This is a genomic window from Streptomyces sp. NPDC058525, from assembly GCF_042719495.1.
GTDB lineage: Bacteria > Actinomycetota > Actinomycetes > Streptomycetales > Streptomycetaceae > Streptomyces.
Genome location: NZ_JBHXNP010000067.1, coordinates 21,761 through 39,246, shown reverse-complemented (window position 1 = coordinate 39,246; position 17,486 = coordinate 21,761). Strand labels below are relative to the sequence as shown.

The window sequence follows — 17,486 nt, the reverse complement described above, 5'->3', positions numbered from 1 at the left end:
GGGCGTCCGTATGGCGCAATGCGGAATTCTGGCCCGGTTCTCGAGGGGCCCCACTTATTCTCCCCATTCGGTGCTGGTTTGATTCGGTACCTGGATTGCCGGCTCGGCCACGGGGGAGGAGAGCGCCATGCGGGTACTTCCGCCGGTGGCGCGCGCGTACATCCTGTGCGCCGTCCTCGCGGCCCTGGCGTGCACCGCGCCCGCCCTCACCGACCCCGCGACCCCCTGGGCCGCCGTCGCCCTGCTCGCCGTGCTCTACCTCGGCTGCGAGCTCGTGAAGTTCTGCCCGCTGCTGGGCAGCCGGGTGCCGGAGGGCATCGGCTCCTTCTTCCCCGTCGTGCTCGCCGCCGTCCTGCTGCTGCCGCCGTCCGCCGCCGCCCTGGTGGCGCTGCCCGGCGGGCTCGCTGGGAGCGTGGTGCAGCGGCCCGCCTCGGTGCGCCGGGTGTGGCACGGGGCCCAGCAGGCGCTGGCCGCCTGGACCGCAGGGCAAACGTTCCGGCTGCTGCGCGGCCCGGCCGCCCTGGGCTCCTCGGCCGAGTCCGGGCTGCCGGGCACGTCCGCGGCCGCGGCCGGCCCGGCCGTCTGGGTCGCCGACTTCCCGTACGTACTGCTGCCCGCCGCGGCCGCGGCCGTCGTCTTCTGCCTGGTGCTCACCGCCCTCGACGGGGGCATCCTGGCCGCCGCGGAACGCCGGCCCGCCGCCACCGCCTGGCGCGGACTGCTCACCCTCTCCCTCGCCCCGCACTGCGTGCACGGCCTCGCCGGACTGATGATGGCCGTCATGTGGCGCAGCCCGTACGGGCTTCCGGCCGCACTCCTCGTCCTGCTGCCGATGTACATCTCCTGCTGGGTCTTCGCCCAGTACCACCGCGAACGCGCCGCCCACCAGGCCACCATCCGCGCCCTCGTCCAAGCCGTCGACATCAAGGACCGCTACACGCGCGGCCACAGCGAACGCGTCGGCCAGGCCTCCGCGATGATCGCCCGCGAGCTCGGCATGTCCGAGGACCGCCTGGAGACCGTCCGCATCGCCGGGATCCTGCACGACGTGGGCAAGCTCGGCGTCCCGACCCGGCTGCTGCGCAAGGACGGGCCGCTCACCCCGGAGGAGCGCAGGATCATCGAACTGCACCCCGAGTACGGGCACGAGATGGTGCGCGGCATCGGCTTCCTCGGGGAGGCCCGGGCCGCGATCCTGCACCACCACGAGCGGGTCGACGGCTCCGGATACCCGTACGGGCTGACCGGCGACCAGATCCCGGTGCTGGCGCGGGTGGTGGCGGTGGCCGACGCCTTCGACGCGATGACCTCGACCCGCTCGTACAGCCGGGCCCGGCCGGTGCCGGTCGCGCTCGCGGAGTTGGAGCGGTGTGCGGGGGCGCAGTTCGACCCGGCCATGGTGGAGGCCCTGACCGGGGCCATCGGACGGCACGGCTGGCACCCGGTGGTCACCTCCGACGCGGACCTCCAGGTCATCAGCCCGTCCGCTCCCGACGGGGCCGGGCCGGGGCTGCCGCCCGCCCTCGCCGGCCTGCCGTCCCAGGGCGGCCGCCCGGCCGCCAAGGGCGACGCCGCCGGCGCGGGCCCCGGCGGACGGCCCCGTACCGCGGACGCCCGGCCCGCCGCCGAGGCCCGGTCGTCCGCCGCCGAGGCCCGGTCCGCCGACGACCGGTCCGCCGACGGCCGGTCCGGGGCCGGGGCCGCCGACGCGTCGGCCCGCCGCCGGGCGGAGGGCGGGGCGTGAGGGGGCCGGCCGCGCGGATCGTGCGGGGCGCGGCCGGTGCGCTCACCGCCGTCGCCCTCGGCCACACCCTGTGGAACGGCCTCGCCGAGCCCGGAGTCGCCCTGGCCTTCGGCATCCTGATCACCATCGGCGAGCTCGCCCGCCGTGACCAGGGCGGCCGGCCGGGCCCCACCGACCGCCGCCCCGCGCCCCTCGCCTCCGCCGGAGCCCTCGCCTACGCCCTCCTCGGGCAGAACGCCGGGCAGCCCACCCACCACGGGGTCCTCCAGGTCGTCGTCGTGGTCGTCGCGGCCGCCCTCGCCGGGATCGTCCCGCACGTCGCCCGGGGCCACGCGCCCGCCGCGGACCACGTGGCCCGGCGGGTCCTCACCGTCGCCTTCGCCGCCGTCTGTTTCCAGCCGCTCTACAACTCGGGCCGGCTGGAGGAGCGGGTCGGCCAGGGCCCGTACCTCGTCCTGTTCCTGCTCTGCCTGCTCGGCCTGACCGCCCTGTGCGACGCCGTGCTCGCCGCCCTGCTCGCCGGGGCCCGCACCGGCTGGCCGTACGGGCCCCTGCTGCGCGACGAGCTGCGCGCCCAGCTCGGCATCGGCTCGGCGATCTGCGCCACCGGCGTGGTGATGGCCCTCGGCGTCGCGGGGGCCGGGCTGTGGGCCCTGCCCGTCTTCAGCGTGCCCCTGCTGCTGACCCAGATGTCCTTCCACCGGATCGCCGCGATCCGCACCACCTACCGCCAGACCATCACCTCCCTGGCCCGGGCCACGGAGATCGCCGGCTACACCCCGCCCGGCCACGCCCGCCGGGTCGCCGAGCTGAGCTGCGCCGTCGGCCGGGAGCTGGGGCTGTCGGAGCGGGAGCTCACGGTCCTGGAGTACGCGGCGCTGATGCACGACATCGGGCAGCTCTCCCTCGTCGACCCCGTCCCGGACGGCGCCACCGCGGTCCTGCCCGCCGCCGAGGCCCGCCGGATCGCCGGGCTCGGCGGGGAGGTGGCCCGCCAGACCGGGGTGCCGCCCGAGGTGGCCGTGGTCGTCGAGCGGCAGGCCGAGCCGTACCGGGAGCAGCCCGTCGCCGCGCGCATCGTGCGCGCGGTCAACGCGTACGACGACCTGGTGGGCGGGGACCGTCACCCGAGCGGCTCACTGGCGGCCCTGGAAGAGCTCCGCCTGGGCACCGGGCACGACTACCAGCCTGAGGTCGTGGAGTGTCTGGCGAGGGTTCTGGCCAGGGGCGGACGTGACAGAGTTGTTCCCGTCCCACCTGGGTAACCCATGGGTAATGAGCGGCCGTCCGAGTGGGCATGGTTGGATGCCAGTAAGAGTGAGAGTGAGAGTGTCCGCAAGGCTGCACCGTCGGACCGGCAGGCGGGAATCGTGAGGATCTTCGGGAAGGTACGGCATCGGCCCTCCGCCTCGTGGCGGCAGGCCACCGACCGCGCGTTCACGCTGATCGGGGACGGGCGGTACGAGGACGCGGGCGCGCTCCTGACCAGGGCCGCGGACCTGGAGCCCTGGCTCTCCGAGTCCTGGTTCAATCTGGCCCTGCTGCACAAGTTCCGGCACGACTGGGAACAGGCGCGGGCCGCCGGACTGCGGGCCGTGGCCCTGCTGGACCGCGAGACGGGCGCCCCGGACTGGTGGAACGTGGGCATCGCCGCGACCGCGCTCCAGGACTGGCCGCTGGCCCGGCGGGCCTGGCAGGCGTACGGGCTGAAGGTGCCCGGGGACGCGCACGGCGCGGGCGGGAAGAACAGCGGCGAACCGGTGGGCATGGAGCTCGGCAGCGCCGCCGTACGGCTGTCCCCCGAGGGCGAGGCCGAGGTCGTCTGGGGCCGCCGGCTGGACCCGGCCCGGATGGAGGTCCTCTCGATCCCGCTGCCCTCCTCGGGGCGGCGCTGGGGCGAGGTGGTCCTCCACGACGGGGTCCCGCACGGCGAGCGGGTCACCGCGGCCGGGCCCTCGTACCCCGTCTTCGACGAGATCGAGCTGTGGGCTCCGTCGCCGGTGCCCACCTGGGTGGTGCTGCTGGAGGCGGCCGGCGAGGCGGACCGCAACGCGCTGGAGCAGCTGGCCTCGGACGCGGGCTTCGCCGCCGAGGACTGGTCCTCGTCGGTACGGCTGCTGTGCCGGACCTGCTCGGAGAGCGAGATGCCGAGCGACGAGGGCGACGGGGAGCACCTGGATCCGCACGACCACAGCGAGCCCGGGCACCCGGGGCCGCTGGGGCACCGCACGGCCGGGTCGGGTGCGCTGTGGGTGCCCGAGCGGGAGTGCGGCATCGCGGCTCCGGCCGGGCTGGTGCGCGGGCTGCTGGACGGCTGGGTCGCCGACAGCCCGGACACCCGTGAGTGGCGGGATCTCGAGGAAGTCTGCTGAGCCGGGGGCCGTAGGCTGTACGGGCACATCGGTGACTTACGGAAGGCGTACGGCGGACATGGCGCAGCAGGAGAACGAGGTTGTCGAGGTCGCGGGCGAGGTGAACGACGGGTACGTCGTGGACACCGAGAACTGTGCGGAGCGCGAGCTCGCCCACCGCGAGCGCGGCACCGCCCGCCCGATCACGGTGGTCGGCAACCCGGTCCTGCACCGGGAGTGCAAGGACGTCACCGAGTTCGGCGACGAGCTGGCGCAGCTGATCGACGACATGTTCGCCAGCCAGCGGGCGGCCGAGGGCGTGGGCCTGGCCGCGAACCAGATCGGCGTCGACGCCAAGGTCTTCGTCTACGACTGCCCGGACGACGACGGCAAGCGGCACACCGGCATCGTGGTCAACCCGAAGCTGGTCGAGCTGCCGGCCGGCGCCCGCGTGCTGGACGACTCGAACGAGGGCTGCCTGTCCGTCCCGACGGCGTACGCCTCGCTGGCCCGCCCGGACTACGCCGAGGTCGAGGGCCAGGACGCGCAGGGCAACCCGATCAAGGTGCGCGGCACCGGCTACTTCGCGCGCTGCCTCCAGCACGAGACCGACCACCTGTACGGGTACCTGTACATCGACCGGCTCTCGAAGCGCGACCGCAAGGACGCCCTGCGGCAGATGGCGGAGGGCACCCCCCGCTACGAGACGGTCCCGAACGACTGACCGCTGCGCACGTGCGGCAGGGCCCCGCTTCCCGTGAGGGAGCGGGGCCCTGCCGCGTCGGCCTGCTGTCGGCTGCTGCTGCTACTTCTGCTGCTACTTCTGCTGCTACTTCTTCTGCGCGAAGCCCCAGCCGCTGTCGGCGGGCGCGGCAGCGGTGAAGGTGCGGGCGGTACGGGACATACGGGCCCTCCTGAGCTGTGACGAGCGAGCGGTGCACGGGCCGGGCGCGGTGCGGGGCGACGGGGCCGGGCGTCATCACGGTACGCCACCGCCCGACTACGCAAGGGGCTGCTTTGGGCCAAAGGCTGCCGGTTCTCGGCCAAGGTCGGGCCGGCGGTCAGGCCACCGCCCGCGGGCCCCGGAAGGTGCGCCGGAAGGCGTTCGGGGTGGTGCCGAGCGTCCGCAGGAAGTGGTGGCGCAGGGCGGCCGCGGTCCCGAAGCCGCAGCGGCCCGCGATCGCGTCGACGGTCTCGTCGGTGGTCTCCAGCAGCTCCTGGGCGAGCAGTACCCGCTGGCGCAGCACCCACTGGTAGGGGGTGGTGCCGGTCTCCTGGAGGAAGCGGCGGGCGAAGGTGCGCGGTGACATGTGCGCGCGCTCGGCGAGCTGCTCGACGGTGATCTCGTCCTCCAGGTGCCGGGCCATCCACCCGATCACCTCGCCCACCGTGTCGCACGCCGTGCGCGGCAGCGGCCGCTGGATGAACTGGGCCTGCCCGCCGTCGCGGTGGGGCGGTACGACCATCCGCCGCGCGATGGTGTTGGCCACCTCGGCGCCCTGCTCCTGCCGTACGACGTGCAGGCAGGCGTCGATCCCGGAGGCGGTGCCGGCCGCGGTGATCACCGGGCCCTCGTCCACGTACAGCACGTCGGGGTCGACCAGGGCGTTCGGGAAGCGGCGCCGCAGCGTGGGCGCGTGCATCCAGTGCGTGGTGCAGCGCCGGCCTTCCAGCAGCCCGGCCGCGCCCAGCACGAAGGCGCCGCTGCACACGCTCAGCACCCGCGCGCCCCGGTCCACGGCCCGGTTCAGGGCGGCCAGCAGCGGCTCGGGGTAGTCGCGGGTGGGCGCCGTCCGGTCGGCGGGGAGGCAGATCAGGTCGGCCTCCTCCAGCCGCTCCAGCCCGTGGCGGAGCGTGAGGTCGAACAGGCCGTCGCCGCTGACCACCCGGTCGTCCTCGGCCGCACAGACGGCGAAGTCATAGGTCGGCAGGCCCATCGCGCTGCGGTCGATCCCGAAGACCTCGCAGAAGATGCCCAGCTCGAAGGGGGCGACCCCGTTGACGACCGCCACGGCCACGTTGTTCAGAGGCATGGGCCCAGTGTGGCAGTAATTCGCTCCTTCATGACAGTCCTGCCACTGTCCGGTTTTCCCCGGCCTCGCGAGAGTGGAGTCATGAACACGCTCCTGAACTACCTCGCCGTCCTCGCCCTCGCCGCTCTCCTCCTCGCCCCCGCCCTGTACGGAACGGCCCGGGAACGCAGAATCGACCGGCAGCTGCGCGAAGCAGCAGCCGGCCGATCAGAAGCCCGCGAGACGGGCGGGGCCCGGAAGGCTCAGAAGTCCTCGTCCAGGTCGACCGTGCCCTCGACGGCGACCTGATACGCCGACGGACGGCGCTCGAAGAAGTTGGTCAGCTCCTGGACACCCTGGAGCTCCATGAAGGAGAACGGGTTCTGCGAGCCGTACACCGGCGCGAAGCCGAGGCGGACCAGGCGCTGGTCCGCGACGCACTCCAGGTACTCGCGCATCGACTCGGTGTTCATGCCCGGCAGGCCCTCGCCGCACAGGTCGCGGCCGAACTGCAGCTCCGCCTCCACGGCCTCCTTCAGCATGTCGGTGACCTGCTGCTGGAGGGCGTCGTCGAAGAGCTCCGGCTCCTCCTTGCGGACCGTGTCCACGACCTCGAACGCGAAGTTCATGTGCATGGTCTCGTCGCGGAACACCCAGTTGGTGCCCGTGGCCAGACCGTGCAGCAGGCCGCGCGAGCGGAACCAGTACACGTACGCGAAGGCGCCGTAGAAGAACAGCCCCTCGATGCACGCCGCGAAGCAGATCAGGTTCAGCAGGAAGCGGCGGCGGTCGGCCTTCGTCTCCAGCCGGTCGATCTTCTCGACCGAGTCCATCCACTTGAAGCAGAACTGCGCCTTCTCGCGGATGGAGGGGATCTCCTCGACCGCGTCGAAGGCGGCCGCGCGGTCGTCCGGGTCGGGCAGGTAGGTGTCGAGCAGCGTCAGATAGAACTGGACGTGCACGGCCTCCTCGAACAGCTGGCGCGACAGGTACAGGCGCGCCTCCGGGGAGTTGATGTGCTTGTAGAGCGTCAGCACCAGGTTGTTCGAGACGATCGAGTCGCCCGTCGCGAAGAACGCGACCAGACGGCCGATCATGTGCTGCTCGGCCGGGGTCAGCTTCGCGAGGTCCGCGACGTCCGAGTGGAGGTCGACCTCCTCGACCGTCCACGTGTTCTTGATCGCGTCCCGGTAGCGCTCGTAGAAGTCCGGGTAGCGCATCGGGCGGAGCGTGAGCTCGAAGCCCGGGTCCAGGAGGTTCTTGTTGTCGGTGGAGCTCATTACTGGCAGGCCTCGCAGGACTCGGGGTTCTCAAGGGAGCAGGCCAGCGCGTCGGCGTCGACGGCCTGCGGAAGCGGGGTGGCGGCGGCCGGGACGGCGGACGCGGACGCCGCACGGGCGATCTTCGTCGCCGGGCGCGAGCGCAGGTAGTAGGTGGTCTTCAGACCCTGCTTCCAGGCGTACGCGTACATCGAGCTGAGCTTGCCGATGGTGGGCGTCTCCAGGAACAGGTTCAGCGACTGCGACTGGTCGAGGAACGGGGTACGGGCCGCCGCCATGTCGATCAGGCCGCGCTGCGGGATCTCCCACGCCGTGCGGTACAGCTCGCGCACCTCGGCCGGGATCCAGCCGAAGCCCTGCACCGAGCCGGAGGCCTCGCGCAGCGCCTCGCGGGTCTGCGCGTCCCACACGCCGAGCTGCTTCAGCTCCTCCACCAGGTACGCGTTGACCTGGAGGAACTCACCGCTCAGCGTCTCGCGCTTGAAGAGGTTGGAGACCTGCGGCTCGATGCACTCGTACACGCCCGCGATCGAGGCGATCGTCGCCGTCGGGGCGATGGCCAGCAGCAGCGAGTTGCGCATGCCGGTCTTCGCGACCCGGGCGCGCAGCGCCTCCCAGCGCTCCGGCCAGTTCAGCTCGACGTCGTAGTGGTCCGGGTGCAGTACGCCGCGCGCGGTGCGGGTCTGCTCCCAGGCCGGCAGCGGGCCGCTGCGCTCGGCGAGGTCGCAGGAGGCCTCGTACGCGGCCAGCATGATGCGCTCGGAGAGCTTGGTGGACAGGGCCTTCGCCTCGGGGGAGTCGAAGGGCAGCTTCAGCTTGAAGAAGACGTCCTGGAGGCCCATCGCGCCCAGGCCCACCGGGCGCCAGCGGGCGTTGGAGCGGCCGGCCTGCTCGGTCGGGTAGAAGTTGATGTCCACCACGCGGTCGAGGAAGGTCACGGCCGTGCGGACGGTCTCGTCCAGGCGCTCCCAGTCGATCTCCCCGCCGTCGGCTCCCTCCACGACGAAGGCGCCCATGTTGACCGAGCCGAGGTTGCAGACGGCCGTCTCGCCGTCGTTGGTGACCTCGATGATCTCGGTGCACAGGTTGGAGGAGTGGACGACGGTGCCCGGCTCGGCGGTCTGGTTCGCCGTGCGGTTGGAGGCGTCCTTGAAGGTCATCCAGCCCTGGCCGGTCTGCGCGAGGGTGCGCATCATCCGGCCGTACAGGTCGCGCGCGGGCATGGTCTTGCGGGCCAGGCCCTCGGCCTCGGCCTTGCGGTAGGCGGCGTCGAAGTCGTCGCCCCACAGGTCGACCAGCTCGGGCACGTCGGCCGGGGAGAACAGCGACCACTGGGCGTCGGCGTTGACCCGGCGCATGAACTCGTCCGGCACCCAGTGGGCCAGGTTCAGGTTGTGCGTACGGCGCTGGTCCTCACCGGTGTTGTCGCGGAGCTCCAGGAACTCCTCGATGTCGGCGTGCCAGGTCTCCAGGTAGACGGCGGCGGCGCCCTTGCGGCGGCCGCCCTGGTTCACGGCGGCGACGGAGGCGTCGAGGGTCTTCAGGAACGGCACGATGCCGTTGGAGTGGCCGTTGGTGCCGCGGATCAGCGAACCGCGGGCGCGGATGCGGGAGTACGAGAGACCGATGCCGCCGGCGTGCTTGGAGAGGCGGGCGACCTGGTGGTAGCGGTCGTAGATCGAGTCCAGCTCGTCCAACGGGGAGTCCAGCAGGTAGCAGGAGGACATCTGCGGGTGGCGGGTGCCGGAGTTGAAGAGCGTGGGGGAGGACGGCAGGTAGTCGAGGCGGCTCATCAGCCGGTACAGCGAGGCCACTTCCTCGAGGGCCTGCACGGACTCGTTCTCGGCCAGACCGCAGGCCACGCGCAGCATGAAGTACTGCGGGGTCTCGATCACCTGGCGGGTGATCGGGTGGCGCAGCAGGTAGCGGCTGTGCAGGGTGCGCAGGCCGAAGAAGCCGAAGCGGTCGTCGGCGCCCTCGGCGAGGGTGTGCTCAACCAGCGCGTCCAGGCGGCTCGCGTGGATCCGTACGAACTCGGCCGTGCGGTCGGCGATGAGGCCCTCGCGGTGGCCGACCTCGACGGAGGCCGAGAAGGAGGTCGAGCCCTGGCTCGCGGCCTCGTCGCGCACGGCCAGCGTCAGCAGGCGCGCGGCGAGCCGCGAGTACGCCGGGTCCTCGGAGATCAGCCCGGCGGCGGCCTCGGTGGCCAGGCCGCGCAGCTCGGCCTCGTCGGCGGCGGTGCTGCGGCCGCGCAGCGCGGCGGCCGCGACCCGGCCGGGGTCGGTGTCGGGGAGGTCCGCCGTCAGTTCGGTGAGGGTACGCAGCAGCGTGGCCCCCGGGCCCTCGGTGTTGTCGCCAGAAACGGACTCGGCGCGCGGTGCGGAAGGCGCGATGGTCACGGCGGGAGCTCTCCCTCGCTCGGCCCGGATCGACGGCGGGCGGGCACGGGGAGGCGCATGCGGGCGTGGCAGGCACGCGTAGACCGCACGGCGTCCACCGGCCCAACCGCGAGGCCCGGACGTATCGGCACCCGGTTCGGTCGACCCGGGCGCACCATCGGCAGGTCCTCGGACTTCATGTCCGGTAAGCGGACACTTCATACCGTTGCGGGACAGTTCCGGATTCACACCGGATTCCCCTGCGGCGACAGCAGGCATGAGCATACATGTGGGGGGCCGCAGATGCGTGACCCCCCACATGTTGTGTCGGTGTGGCTACAGCTCCAGACGGTACGTAAGCAAGGTGAGCCCGGGAACAGGCGCCCAATCCCGCTCCGGCGTACGGATGAAACCGAGCCGCTCGTAGATCCGCTGGGCCCCCGTCATGCCGCGCTGGGTGGACAGCACCAGGTGCGTGACGCCCGCCAGCTCCCGCGCGCGGGCCATGCAGGCGCGCACCAGCGCCTCGCCGGCGCCGCGTCCGCGCGCCTCGCGGGAGACGGCCAGCATCCGGAATTCGGCCTCGCCGGGGCCGGCGATGTCGGCCAGCGGACTGCCGGGCGGGGCGAAGGTCACCCCGCCGAGCACGGCCCCCTCCTCGGCGGCCACGAGCACCTCCCCGTCGGCGGCCCGCCCGGCGACATCGCGCAGCACGCCCGCGTAGAAGGCCTCACCGGAACCCAGGAGTCCGTCGCCCAGATAGGCCTGCGCGGTGATCTCACCCAGCTGCTCGTACTCGGCGGGCAGCGCCGCCCTGATCACGATGTCCATGTGGTCGAGTGTGCAGGACGGGTGTCGGCGCCCGGCGCTATCGTCGGAGACAGCACCGTCGATGAAGGTGAGTGAGGCATGACCGTGATGACCGACCGGCCCCACATGCTGACTGAGGACTTCGAGGCCGTGGCGCGGATAGCTGCAAGAGAGGTCGAAGGTCTGCGGCTGGAATTCATCGACGGGGTCATCAGGAGCAAGGCAGTGCCGGACGGAGATCACGACCGTATCGTTCTGTGGCTAGCACGCATCTGCATGCAGCACCGGCCCGAGTTGTGGCTCCACGTGGAGCGGGGGTTGGCTGTCGGGGACTACCGCTCGGGTCGCGCCCGTCCTGATGCGGCTCTCGCGCTTGATGATGCGTTCGTCGGCCAGGGAGAGTGGGCCGACCCCGCCCCGGTCCTGATGGTCGTCGAGGTTACCTCGTACGACACTGACACCGACCGGCGCGACCGCGTGGAGAAGCCCCTCGCCTACGCGCAGACTGGCATCCCTGTGTACCTGCTCATCGACCGGGAGGCTTGCGACGTGACCGTGTTCAGCGAGCCGGACGGCCGCCGATATGCGAACACCCACACGGTGGAGTTCGGCAACGACGTTGAACTCCCCGACCCGGTTAACGTCACCCTCCAGACCGAGTCCCTGAAGGACTGGGTGCGCTGAGCGGCACGAAGGCCCCGCCGCGTGCAGCGGCGGGGCCTTCGTGTGCGAGGCAGGGTTCAGCAGCAGCCGAAGCCCTCGCGGGGGTCGGCCTCGCGGGCGTCCGTGCGGGCGCGTTCGAAGGCGCGACGGGTCATGACCTGCGCGTCCGGGTCGTGGCCGCGGGCGTGGGCGACGTAGCGGTCGTACGCCGCCTCGCCCGAGAACTCGCGTACGAAGTACCGGACCCTGGCCAGCCGCTCCCGCAGGGCGGTCATGCCACCGGCTCCTTGACGTGACCGCCGCCCGAGTCGAGCCCGGCCGCGGTCAGCTCCGCCCGCTCCTCGGCGGTCGGGAACAGCCCGGCCGGCGCGATGATCTTCGACTCGGTCCACGGGACCTCGGCCAGCTTCGCCGACTCCGGGTTGCTGATCGCCTTGAAGCAGGTGCGGGCCGCGTCGGCCAGCACGATGATGATCAGCAGGGCGAACAGGGCGCACAGGACCCCGTCCACGGTGGCGTTGGTGACCACCGTCTGCATCTCCTCCATGTTCTTGGCGGGCGGCAGCACCTTGTCGGCGTCGATGCCGGCCTGGTACTTGTCGCGCTGGGCGAAGAAGCCGACCCGGACGTCCTCGGAGAAGATCTTCTGGTAGCTCGCGGTCAGCGTCACCGTGGCGTCCCAGGCCAGCGGCACCGCCGTCACCCAGGCCCACTTCAGGCGCCCCGACTTCACCAGCAGCGTGGTACACACCGCCAGGGCGACGGCGGCCAGCAGCTGGTTCGCGATGCCGAACAGCGGGAACAGCTGGTTGATGCCGCCCAGCGGGTCCTTCACGCCGACCCACAGGAAGTAGCCCCAGCCGCCGACCACGACGGCGCTGGCCAGCCACACGCCCGGCTTCCAGCTGACGTCCTTGAAGGACTTGTGCACGTTGCCCAGGGTGTCCTGGAGCATGAACCGGCCGACCCTGGTGCCCGCGTCGACCGTGGTGAGGATGAACAGCGCCTCGAACATGATCGCGAAGTGGTACCAGAACGCCTTCATCGAGCCGCCGCCGATGACCGAGGCGAAGATCTCCGACATTCCGAGTGCGAAGGTCGGCGCGCCGCCCGTACGGGAGAGCAGGCTCGTCTCCTCGACGTCCTTCGCGGCCTGGGCGAGGGCCTCCGGGGAGATGGCGAAGCCGAAGTTCGTGACCGCCTGCGAGGCCGACTCCACGGTGGTGCCGATGACGCCGCCGGGGGAGTTGATGGCGAAGTAGAGGCCGGGCTCCAGGATGCAGGCCGTGATCACGGCCATGACGGCGACGAACGACTCGGTGAGCATCGCCCCGTAGCCGATCATCCGGACCTGGGTCTCCTTCTGGATCATCTTCGGCGTGGTGCCCGAGGAGACCAGGGCGTGGAAGCCCGACAGGGCGCCACAGGCGATCGTGATGAACACGAACGGGAACATCGATCCGGCGAAGACCGGGCCGTCCCCGCGCGAGGCGAAGTCGGTGACCGCGGGCATCTTCAGGGTGGGCATCGCGATGAACACGCCGACGGCCAGCAGCGCGATGGTGCCCACCTTCATGAAGGTGGAGAGGTAGTCGCGCGGTGCGAGCAGCATCCAGACCGGCAGCACCGAGGCCAGGAAGCCGTAGACGATCATCCAGATGACCAGCGTCTCCTTCTCCAGGGTGAAGGTGTCCGCCAGCGAGGACTCCGCGACCCAGCCGCCCGCGACGATGGCGAGCAGCAGGAGGGCCACGCCGATCAGCGAGACCTCGGTGACCCGGCCGGGCCGCAGGACGCGCAGGTAGAAGCCCATGAAGAGGGCGATCGGGATCGTCATGCCGATGGAGAAGACGCCCCAGGGCGAGTGCGCCAGGGCGTTGACGATGACCAGGGCGAGCACGGCCAGGAGGATGATCATGATGGCGAACACGGCGAGCAGGGCGGCGGCTCCGCCCACGGGGCCGATCTCGTCCCGGGCCATCTGGCCGAGCGAGCGGCCGTCGCGCCGGGTGGAGAAGAACAGCGTCACCATGTCCTGCACGGCGCCCGCGAAGATCACGCCCACGACGATCCAGATGGTGCCGGGCAGGTAGCCCATCTGTGCGGCGAGCACCGGCCCGACGAGCGGTCCGGCGCCGGCGACGGCGGCGAAGTGGTGGCCGAAAAGCACCCGTCGGTCGGTGGGGTGGAAGTCGACACCGTTGTCAAGGCGTTCGGCGGGGGTGGCCCGCGTCTTGTCCACCTTCAGTACGCGGTTGGCGATGAACCGCGAGTAGAAGCGGTAGCCGATCGCGTACGAGCCCAGGGCGGCGGCGAGCAGCCACGCGGCGGAGATCTCCTCGCCGCGGGAGAGGGCCAGGACGCCCCAGCCGATGGCGCCGACGAGTCCGACGAGCACCCAGGCGGCGATGGACTTGGGGGAAAGCGAGCCCGGCCTGCTGTCCGGACTCGCCGCGTTCCGTTGTGTCCCAGTTGCTTCCGGTTCAGGCATGACTCTCGTCCCATCGTCGATCATCTGCGTAAGCGCAGGGAATCTACGGGGGATTGCCTGGTGAACGTAAGACCCCGTCCGTATTCCGGTATTCCGGTTCCCGGTATATAGGGACGGAAGTCAGACGGAAGCCGGACGGATGTCAGGCGGAACGCCGATCGGCCTCCGGCGGTTCTCCGGCGGTTCTCGGCCGTCCGCCCGATTTCTGCCGTACGCCGGTTTTCGGCCGCCCGCGCGTCCTCAGACGGCGGGCCGCTTGAGCCGGGCGACGAACTTGTACCGGTCGCCGCGGTACACCGACCGCACCCACTCCACGGGCTCCCCGTCCGCGTCGAGCGAGTGCCGGGAGAGCATCAGCATCGGCAGGCCGACGTCGGTGCCGAGCAGTCCGGCCTCGCGCGGGGTGGCCAGCGAGGTCTCGATCGTCTCCTCGGCCTCGGCGAGGTGGACGTCGTAGACCTCGGCGAGGGCGGTGTAGAGGGAGGTGTACTTGACGAGCGAGCGGCGCAGGGCGGGGAAGCGCTTCGCCGACAGGTGGGTGGTCTCGATGGCCATCGGCTCACCGCTGGCCAGCCGCAGCCGCTCGATGCGCAGGACCCGGCCACCGGTGGTGATCTTGAGGAGGCCGGCGAGGGTGTCGTCGGCGGTCACGTAGCCGATGTCCAGGAGCTGGGAGGTCGGTTCCAGGCCCTGAGCCCGCATGTCCTCGGTGTACGAGGTGAGTTGGAGGGCCTGCGAGACCTTGGGCTTGGCGACGAAGGTGCCCTTGCCCTGGATCCTCTCCAGCCGTCCCTCGACGACGAGCTCCTGGAGGGCCTGCCGGACGGTGGTCCGCGAGGTGTCGAATTCGGCCGCGAGCGTGCGCTCCGGCGGCACCGGGGTGCCGGGCGGCAGCGTTTCGGTCATGTCGAGCAAGTGCCGCTTGAGTCGGTAGTACTTGGGTACACGCGCCGTGCGGGTGGCCGCCCCGCCTTCCGGCTCCGTGATCGCCCCTTCGGTGGCCATCGCCGCCCGCCTTCCCGACTCCAGTTTCGCTGCCGTCACCGGCTCCTCCGATATGTGCGGTCACATCGTGACACGTGCGGGGGGACAGGCCTTCTCTCTCCCCAGGTGTCGGTCCGATAACGGACCGAGCACCCGCTCATTAGACCCTTGACACCCCTAAAGGTCTAGGCCAAGCTCCAGCTACTGGTCTAAACCAATATGGATCAGATCCCAGCCCCACGGCAGTACTTCGCGTATGTCACCGCGGCGGGCAAGGGAAGTGCAGGCAGGCATCCCTGAGGAGGGTGGCGTGAAGCGCAAGCTCATCGTGGCGGTCAGTGTCGCGGGCATGTTGGCGGGAGTCGCGGCGTGCGGCAACGGCGACGACGGCAAGGCCAAGGCCGACGCGGGCCCCAAGGAGATCACCGTCTGGGTCATGGACGGCTCCGCGCCGAAGGCCTGGATCGAAGAGGTCAACAAGGAGTTCTCGGCCAAGCACCCCGGTGTCACGGTCAAGGTCGAGGAGCAGAAGTGGACCGGCATCCAGGAGAAGGTCACCACGGCCCTCTCCGAGAACACCCCTCCGGACGTCCTTGAGCTCGGCAACACCCAGACCGCCGGCTACGCGGTCACCGGCGGCCTCGCCGACCTGACCAAGGACAAGGCCAAGCTCGGCGCCGACGCCTGGCAGAAGAGCATGCTCGCCTCGGCCGAGGTCGACGGCAAGCTCTACTCCGCCCCGTGGTACGCCGCCAACCGCGTCGTCATCTACGACAAGAAGGCCTTCGAGAAGGCCGGCGTCACCCCGCCGAAGACCCGCGACGAGTGGATCGCCGGCCTCGAGAAGCTGAAGGCGGCCGACCCGGCCTCGCAGCCGATCTACCTGCCCGGCCAGAGCTGGTACGTCCTCGCCGGCCTGATCTGGGACGAGGGCGGCGACCTCGCCGTCAAGGACGGCGACAAGTGGAAGGGCGGGCTGGGCACTCCGCAGGCCGCCTCCGCCATGGAGTTCTACAAGAAGCTCCAGTCCTTCTCCACCGCCCCCAAGGACAAGGACGAGGCCAACCCGCAGCAGTCCACCGACATCGTCCCCAAGGGCGGCGTCTCCTCCTGGATCGGTCTCGGCTGGGAGGCCGGCGGTGCCGAGAAGGCGCTGAAGGACGCGGGCAAGGAGGCCGACTTCGGCTACTTCCCGATCCCGGGCAAGACCGCTGACAAGACCAGCACCGTCTTCCTCGGCGGCTCGAACCTCGCGGTGGCCGAGCGCTCCAAGAACAAGGAGCTCGCCAAGGAGTGGCTGGCCCTCGCCGCAGGCAAGGACCAGATGACCAAGTACGCCGCCGAGACCAAGGGTGCGCTGCTCCCGAACCAGGTCGGCGCCAACTTCACCCCCGCCGCGGGCTCCTTCGCGGAGGCCATGGGCAAGGCCGGCGTCAACGGCAAGATCACCCCGGTCACCCCGGGCTGGGCGAACGTCGAGACCGAGCCGAACCCCATCAAGGAGTTCATGACCAAGGTCCTGAAGGGTGAGGACGCCGCCAAGGCGGGCGCGGACGCGGACAAGGAAATCGCGAACCGCATCAACAAGTAGTCCCACCCCGCAGTACCGGCTGCACCCGCAGCACGCGCAGTACCCAGCAGTGTGAACGCACCGGGGGGTGCGGCAGGCGCCCGCAGCGTCGGCCGCGCCCCCGGTGGCGCATGTGACTCCACAGTCAACCGCGAGGAAACGAAGACCATGACTGTGCACTCCCAGGGGGCGGCGACCAGCGCTCCACAGGACGCACCGATGAAGTCCGCCGTGCCGCCGCCGAAGGCACCGGCCGGCGGAGGCGACCGCGGCCGTACGTCTCCTCGCGGGGCCAGAAAGGCGCTCCCGTCGGGGTGGTTGCCCTATCTGCTGATCGGGCCCGCGGTGCTCAGCCTCGCGGTCCTCCTGCTGTACCCGCTGATCAAGAACGTGATCCTGTCCTTCCAGGACATCAACAAGATCGAGTTCATCCAGCGGAAGTACCCCTTCGCCGGGTTCGGCAACTACACCGAGCTGCTCGGCGACGCGAACTTCTGGACCGTGGTCGTCCGGAGCTTCGCCTTCACCCTGGGCAACGTCGCGCTGATCATGGTGCTCGGCAGCCTCATCGGCATCCTGCTGAACAAGCTCGGCAAGAAGATGCGCCTGGTCCTGTCGATGGCGCTGGTGATGGCCTGGGCCATGCCGATCGTGGCCTCCGTCCAGGTCTTCAAGTGGCTGTTCGACGAGCAGTTCGGCGTCATGAACTGGCTCATGCGCACCGCCGGATTCGCCGGCTACGAGCAGCACAACTGGATGGAGACCGGCCTCTCCACCCTGGTCATCGTCACCATCCTGGTGGTCTGGGGCTCCATCCCCTTCGTCGCGCTCAACATGTACGCCGGACTGACCACCGTCAGCACCGAGCTGTACGAAGCCGCCCGGATGGACGGCGCCAACGGCTGGCAGACCTTCTGGAAGATCGTCTTCCCGAACCTCAAGCCCTTCTTCCTCGTCACCACGTTCCTCGAGGTGATCTGGGTCTTCAAGGCCTTCACCCAGGTCTACGCGATGAACAAGGGCGGCCCCGACCGGGCCTCCGAGATCCTGCCGGTCTTCGCCTACGTCGAGGGCCAGAGCCAGGCCCACTACGGCCTCGCCGCCGCGATCTCCGTCCTGACGATCGTGATCCTCGTGGTCGTCATGTCCTTCTACTTCCGCCTGATCCTGAAGCAGGAGGAGGAGCAGTGAGCACCACCACCG

General features: G+C 70.8%; 15 protein-coding genes and 1 riboswitch. Of the genes, 8 read left to right on the top strand and 7 right to left on the bottom strand.

Annotated features, from left to right (window positions below):
* The first annotated feature begins 127 nt into the window (after positions 1-127).
* The 4 genes from ACFWP3_RS27430 (at position 128) to def (ending at position 4,819) form a co-directional block, all read left to right on the top strand.
* Complete coding sequence (locus tag ACFWP3_RS27430) at positions 128-1,744, top strand: HD-GYP domain-containing protein (RefSeq protein WP_384226052.1); 1,617 nt, start codon at positions 128-130, stop codon at positions 1,742-1,744.
* On the top strand, positions 1,741-3,009 hold the full coding sequence (locus ACFWP3_RS27425; RefSeq protein ID WP_384226050.1) for an HD-GYP domain-containing protein: 1,269 nt from the start codon (positions 1,741-1,743) through the stop codon (positions 3,007-3,009). Before ACFWP3_RS27430 ends, ACFWP3_RS27425 begins: the two co-directional genes overlap by 4 nt.
* A 105-nt stretch (positions 3,010-3,114) precedes the next feature.
* Complete coding sequence (locus tag ACFWP3_RS27420; protein WP_384226048.1) at positions 3,115-4,116, top strand: tetratricopeptide repeat protein; 1,002 nt, start codon at positions 3,115-3,117, stop codon at positions 4,114-4,116.
* A 58-nt stretch (positions 4,117-4,174) separates the two neighbouring features.
* Positions 4,175-4,819, top strand: coding sequence for a peptide deformylase (gene def, locus ACFWP3_RS27415; protein ID WP_384226046.1), 645 nt, complete (start codon positions 4,175-4,177; stop codon positions 4,817-4,819).
* A gap of 337 nt (positions 4,820-5,156) precedes the next feature.
* On the opposite strand, the gene ACFWP3_RS27410 is transcribed toward def, so the two are convergent.
* Entirely contained in the window at positions 5,157-6,128 is a 972-nt protein-coding gene (locus ACFWP3_RS27410; RefSeq protein WP_384226045.1) for a helix-turn-helix domain-containing protein, read from the bottom strand.
* Between the two features lie 81 nt (positions 6,129-6,209).
* Between ACFWP3_RS27410 and ACFWP3_RS27405 the strand changes: the two genes are divergently transcribed.
* On the top strand, positions 6,210-6,416 hold the full coding sequence (locus tag ACFWP3_RS27405; protein ID WP_384226043.1) for a hypothetical protein: 207 nt from the start codon (positions 6,210-6,212) through the stop codon (positions 6,414-6,416).
* On the opposite strand, the gene ACFWP3_RS27400 is transcribed toward ACFWP3_RS27405, so the two are convergent.
* The 3 genes from ACFWP3_RS27400 to ACFWP3_RS27390 form a co-directional block, all read right to left on the bottom strand.
* On the bottom strand, positions 6,371-7,387 hold the full coding sequence (locus tag ACFWP3_RS27400; RefSeq protein WP_384226041.1) for a ribonucleotide-diphosphate reductase subunit beta: 1,017 nt from the start codon (positions 7,385-7,387) through the stop codon (positions 6,371-6,373). The genes ACFWP3_RS27405 and ACFWP3_RS27400 overlap by 46 nt on opposite strands.
* Positions 7,387-9,786, bottom strand: coding sequence for a ribonucleoside-diphosphate reductase subunit alpha (locus tag ACFWP3_RS27395; RefSeq protein WP_384226039.1), 2,400 nt, complete (start codon positions 9,784-9,786; stop codon positions 7,387-7,389). The genes ACFWP3_RS27400 and ACFWP3_RS27395 overlap by 1 nt, the downstream gene beginning before the upstream one ends.
* Before the next feature lie 141 nt (positions 9,787-9,927).
* Positions 9,928-10,071, bottom strand: a riboswitch (cobalamin riboswitch).
* 30 nt (positions 10,072-10,101) lie between these two features.
* Positions 10,102-10,596, bottom strand: coding sequence for a GNAT family N-acetyltransferase (locus ACFWP3_RS27390; protein WP_384226036.1), 495 nt, complete (start codon positions 10,594-10,596; stop codon positions 10,102-10,104).
* A 78-nt stretch (positions 10,597-10,674) separates the two neighbouring features.
* Here ACFWP3_RS27390 and ACFWP3_RS27385 point away from each other — a divergent pair, with 78 nt between their 5' ends.
* On the top strand, positions 10,675-11,259 hold the full coding sequence (locus tag ACFWP3_RS27385) for a Uma2 family endonuclease (protein ID WP_384226034.1): 585 nt from the start codon (positions 10,675-10,677) through the stop codon (positions 11,257-11,259).
* A 56-nt stretch (positions 11,260-11,315) separates the two neighbouring features.
* Here ACFWP3_RS27385 and ACFWP3_RS27380 read toward each other — a convergent pair whose 3' ends face one another.
* The 3 genes from ACFWP3_RS27380 to ACFWP3_RS27370 all read right to left on the bottom strand — a co-directional run bounded on the left by ACFWP3_RS27380 (position 11,316) and on the right by ACFWP3_RS27370 (position 14,734).
* The gene (locus tag ACFWP3_RS27380; protein WP_384226031.1) at positions 11,316-11,513 is read right to left on the bottom strand and encodes a CstA-like transporter-associated (seleno)protein; all 198 of its coding nucleotides are present in this window, start codon (positions 11,511-11,513) and stop codon (positions 11,316-11,318) included.
* Positions 11,510-13,753 carry a carbon starvation CstA family protein gene (locus ACFWP3_RS27375; protein WP_384226029.1) on the bottom strand — a complete coding sequence of 748 codons (2,244 nt, stop codon included), beginning with the start codon at positions 13,751-13,753 and terminating at the stop codon, positions 11,510-11,512. The genes ACFWP3_RS27380 and ACFWP3_RS27375 overlap by 4 nt, the downstream gene beginning before the upstream one ends.
* Positions 13,754-13,969: 216 nt before the next feature.
* Positions 13,970-14,734, bottom strand: coding sequence for a GntR family transcriptional regulator (locus ACFWP3_RS27370; RefSeq protein ID WP_069921883.1), 765 nt, complete (start codon positions 14,732-14,734; stop codon positions 13,970-13,972).
* Positions 14,735-15,023: 289 nt separating this feature from the next.
* Between ACFWP3_RS27370 and ACFWP3_RS27365 the strand changes: the two genes are divergently transcribed.
* Together ACFWP3_RS27365 and ACFWP3_RS27360 are read left to right on the top strand one after the other, a co-directional pair.
* On the top strand, positions 15,024-16,304 hold the full coding sequence (locus ACFWP3_RS27365) for an extracellular solute-binding protein (protein WP_384226027.1): 1,281 nt from the start codon (positions 15,024-15,026) through the stop codon (positions 16,302-16,304).
* 147 nt (positions 16,305-16,451) lie between these two features.
* Entirely contained in the window at positions 16,452-17,474 is a 1,023-nt protein-coding gene (locus ACFWP3_RS27360; protein WP_384226025.1) for a carbohydrate ABC transporter permease, read from the top strand.
* Positions 17,475-17,486 lie beyond the last annotated feature (12 nt).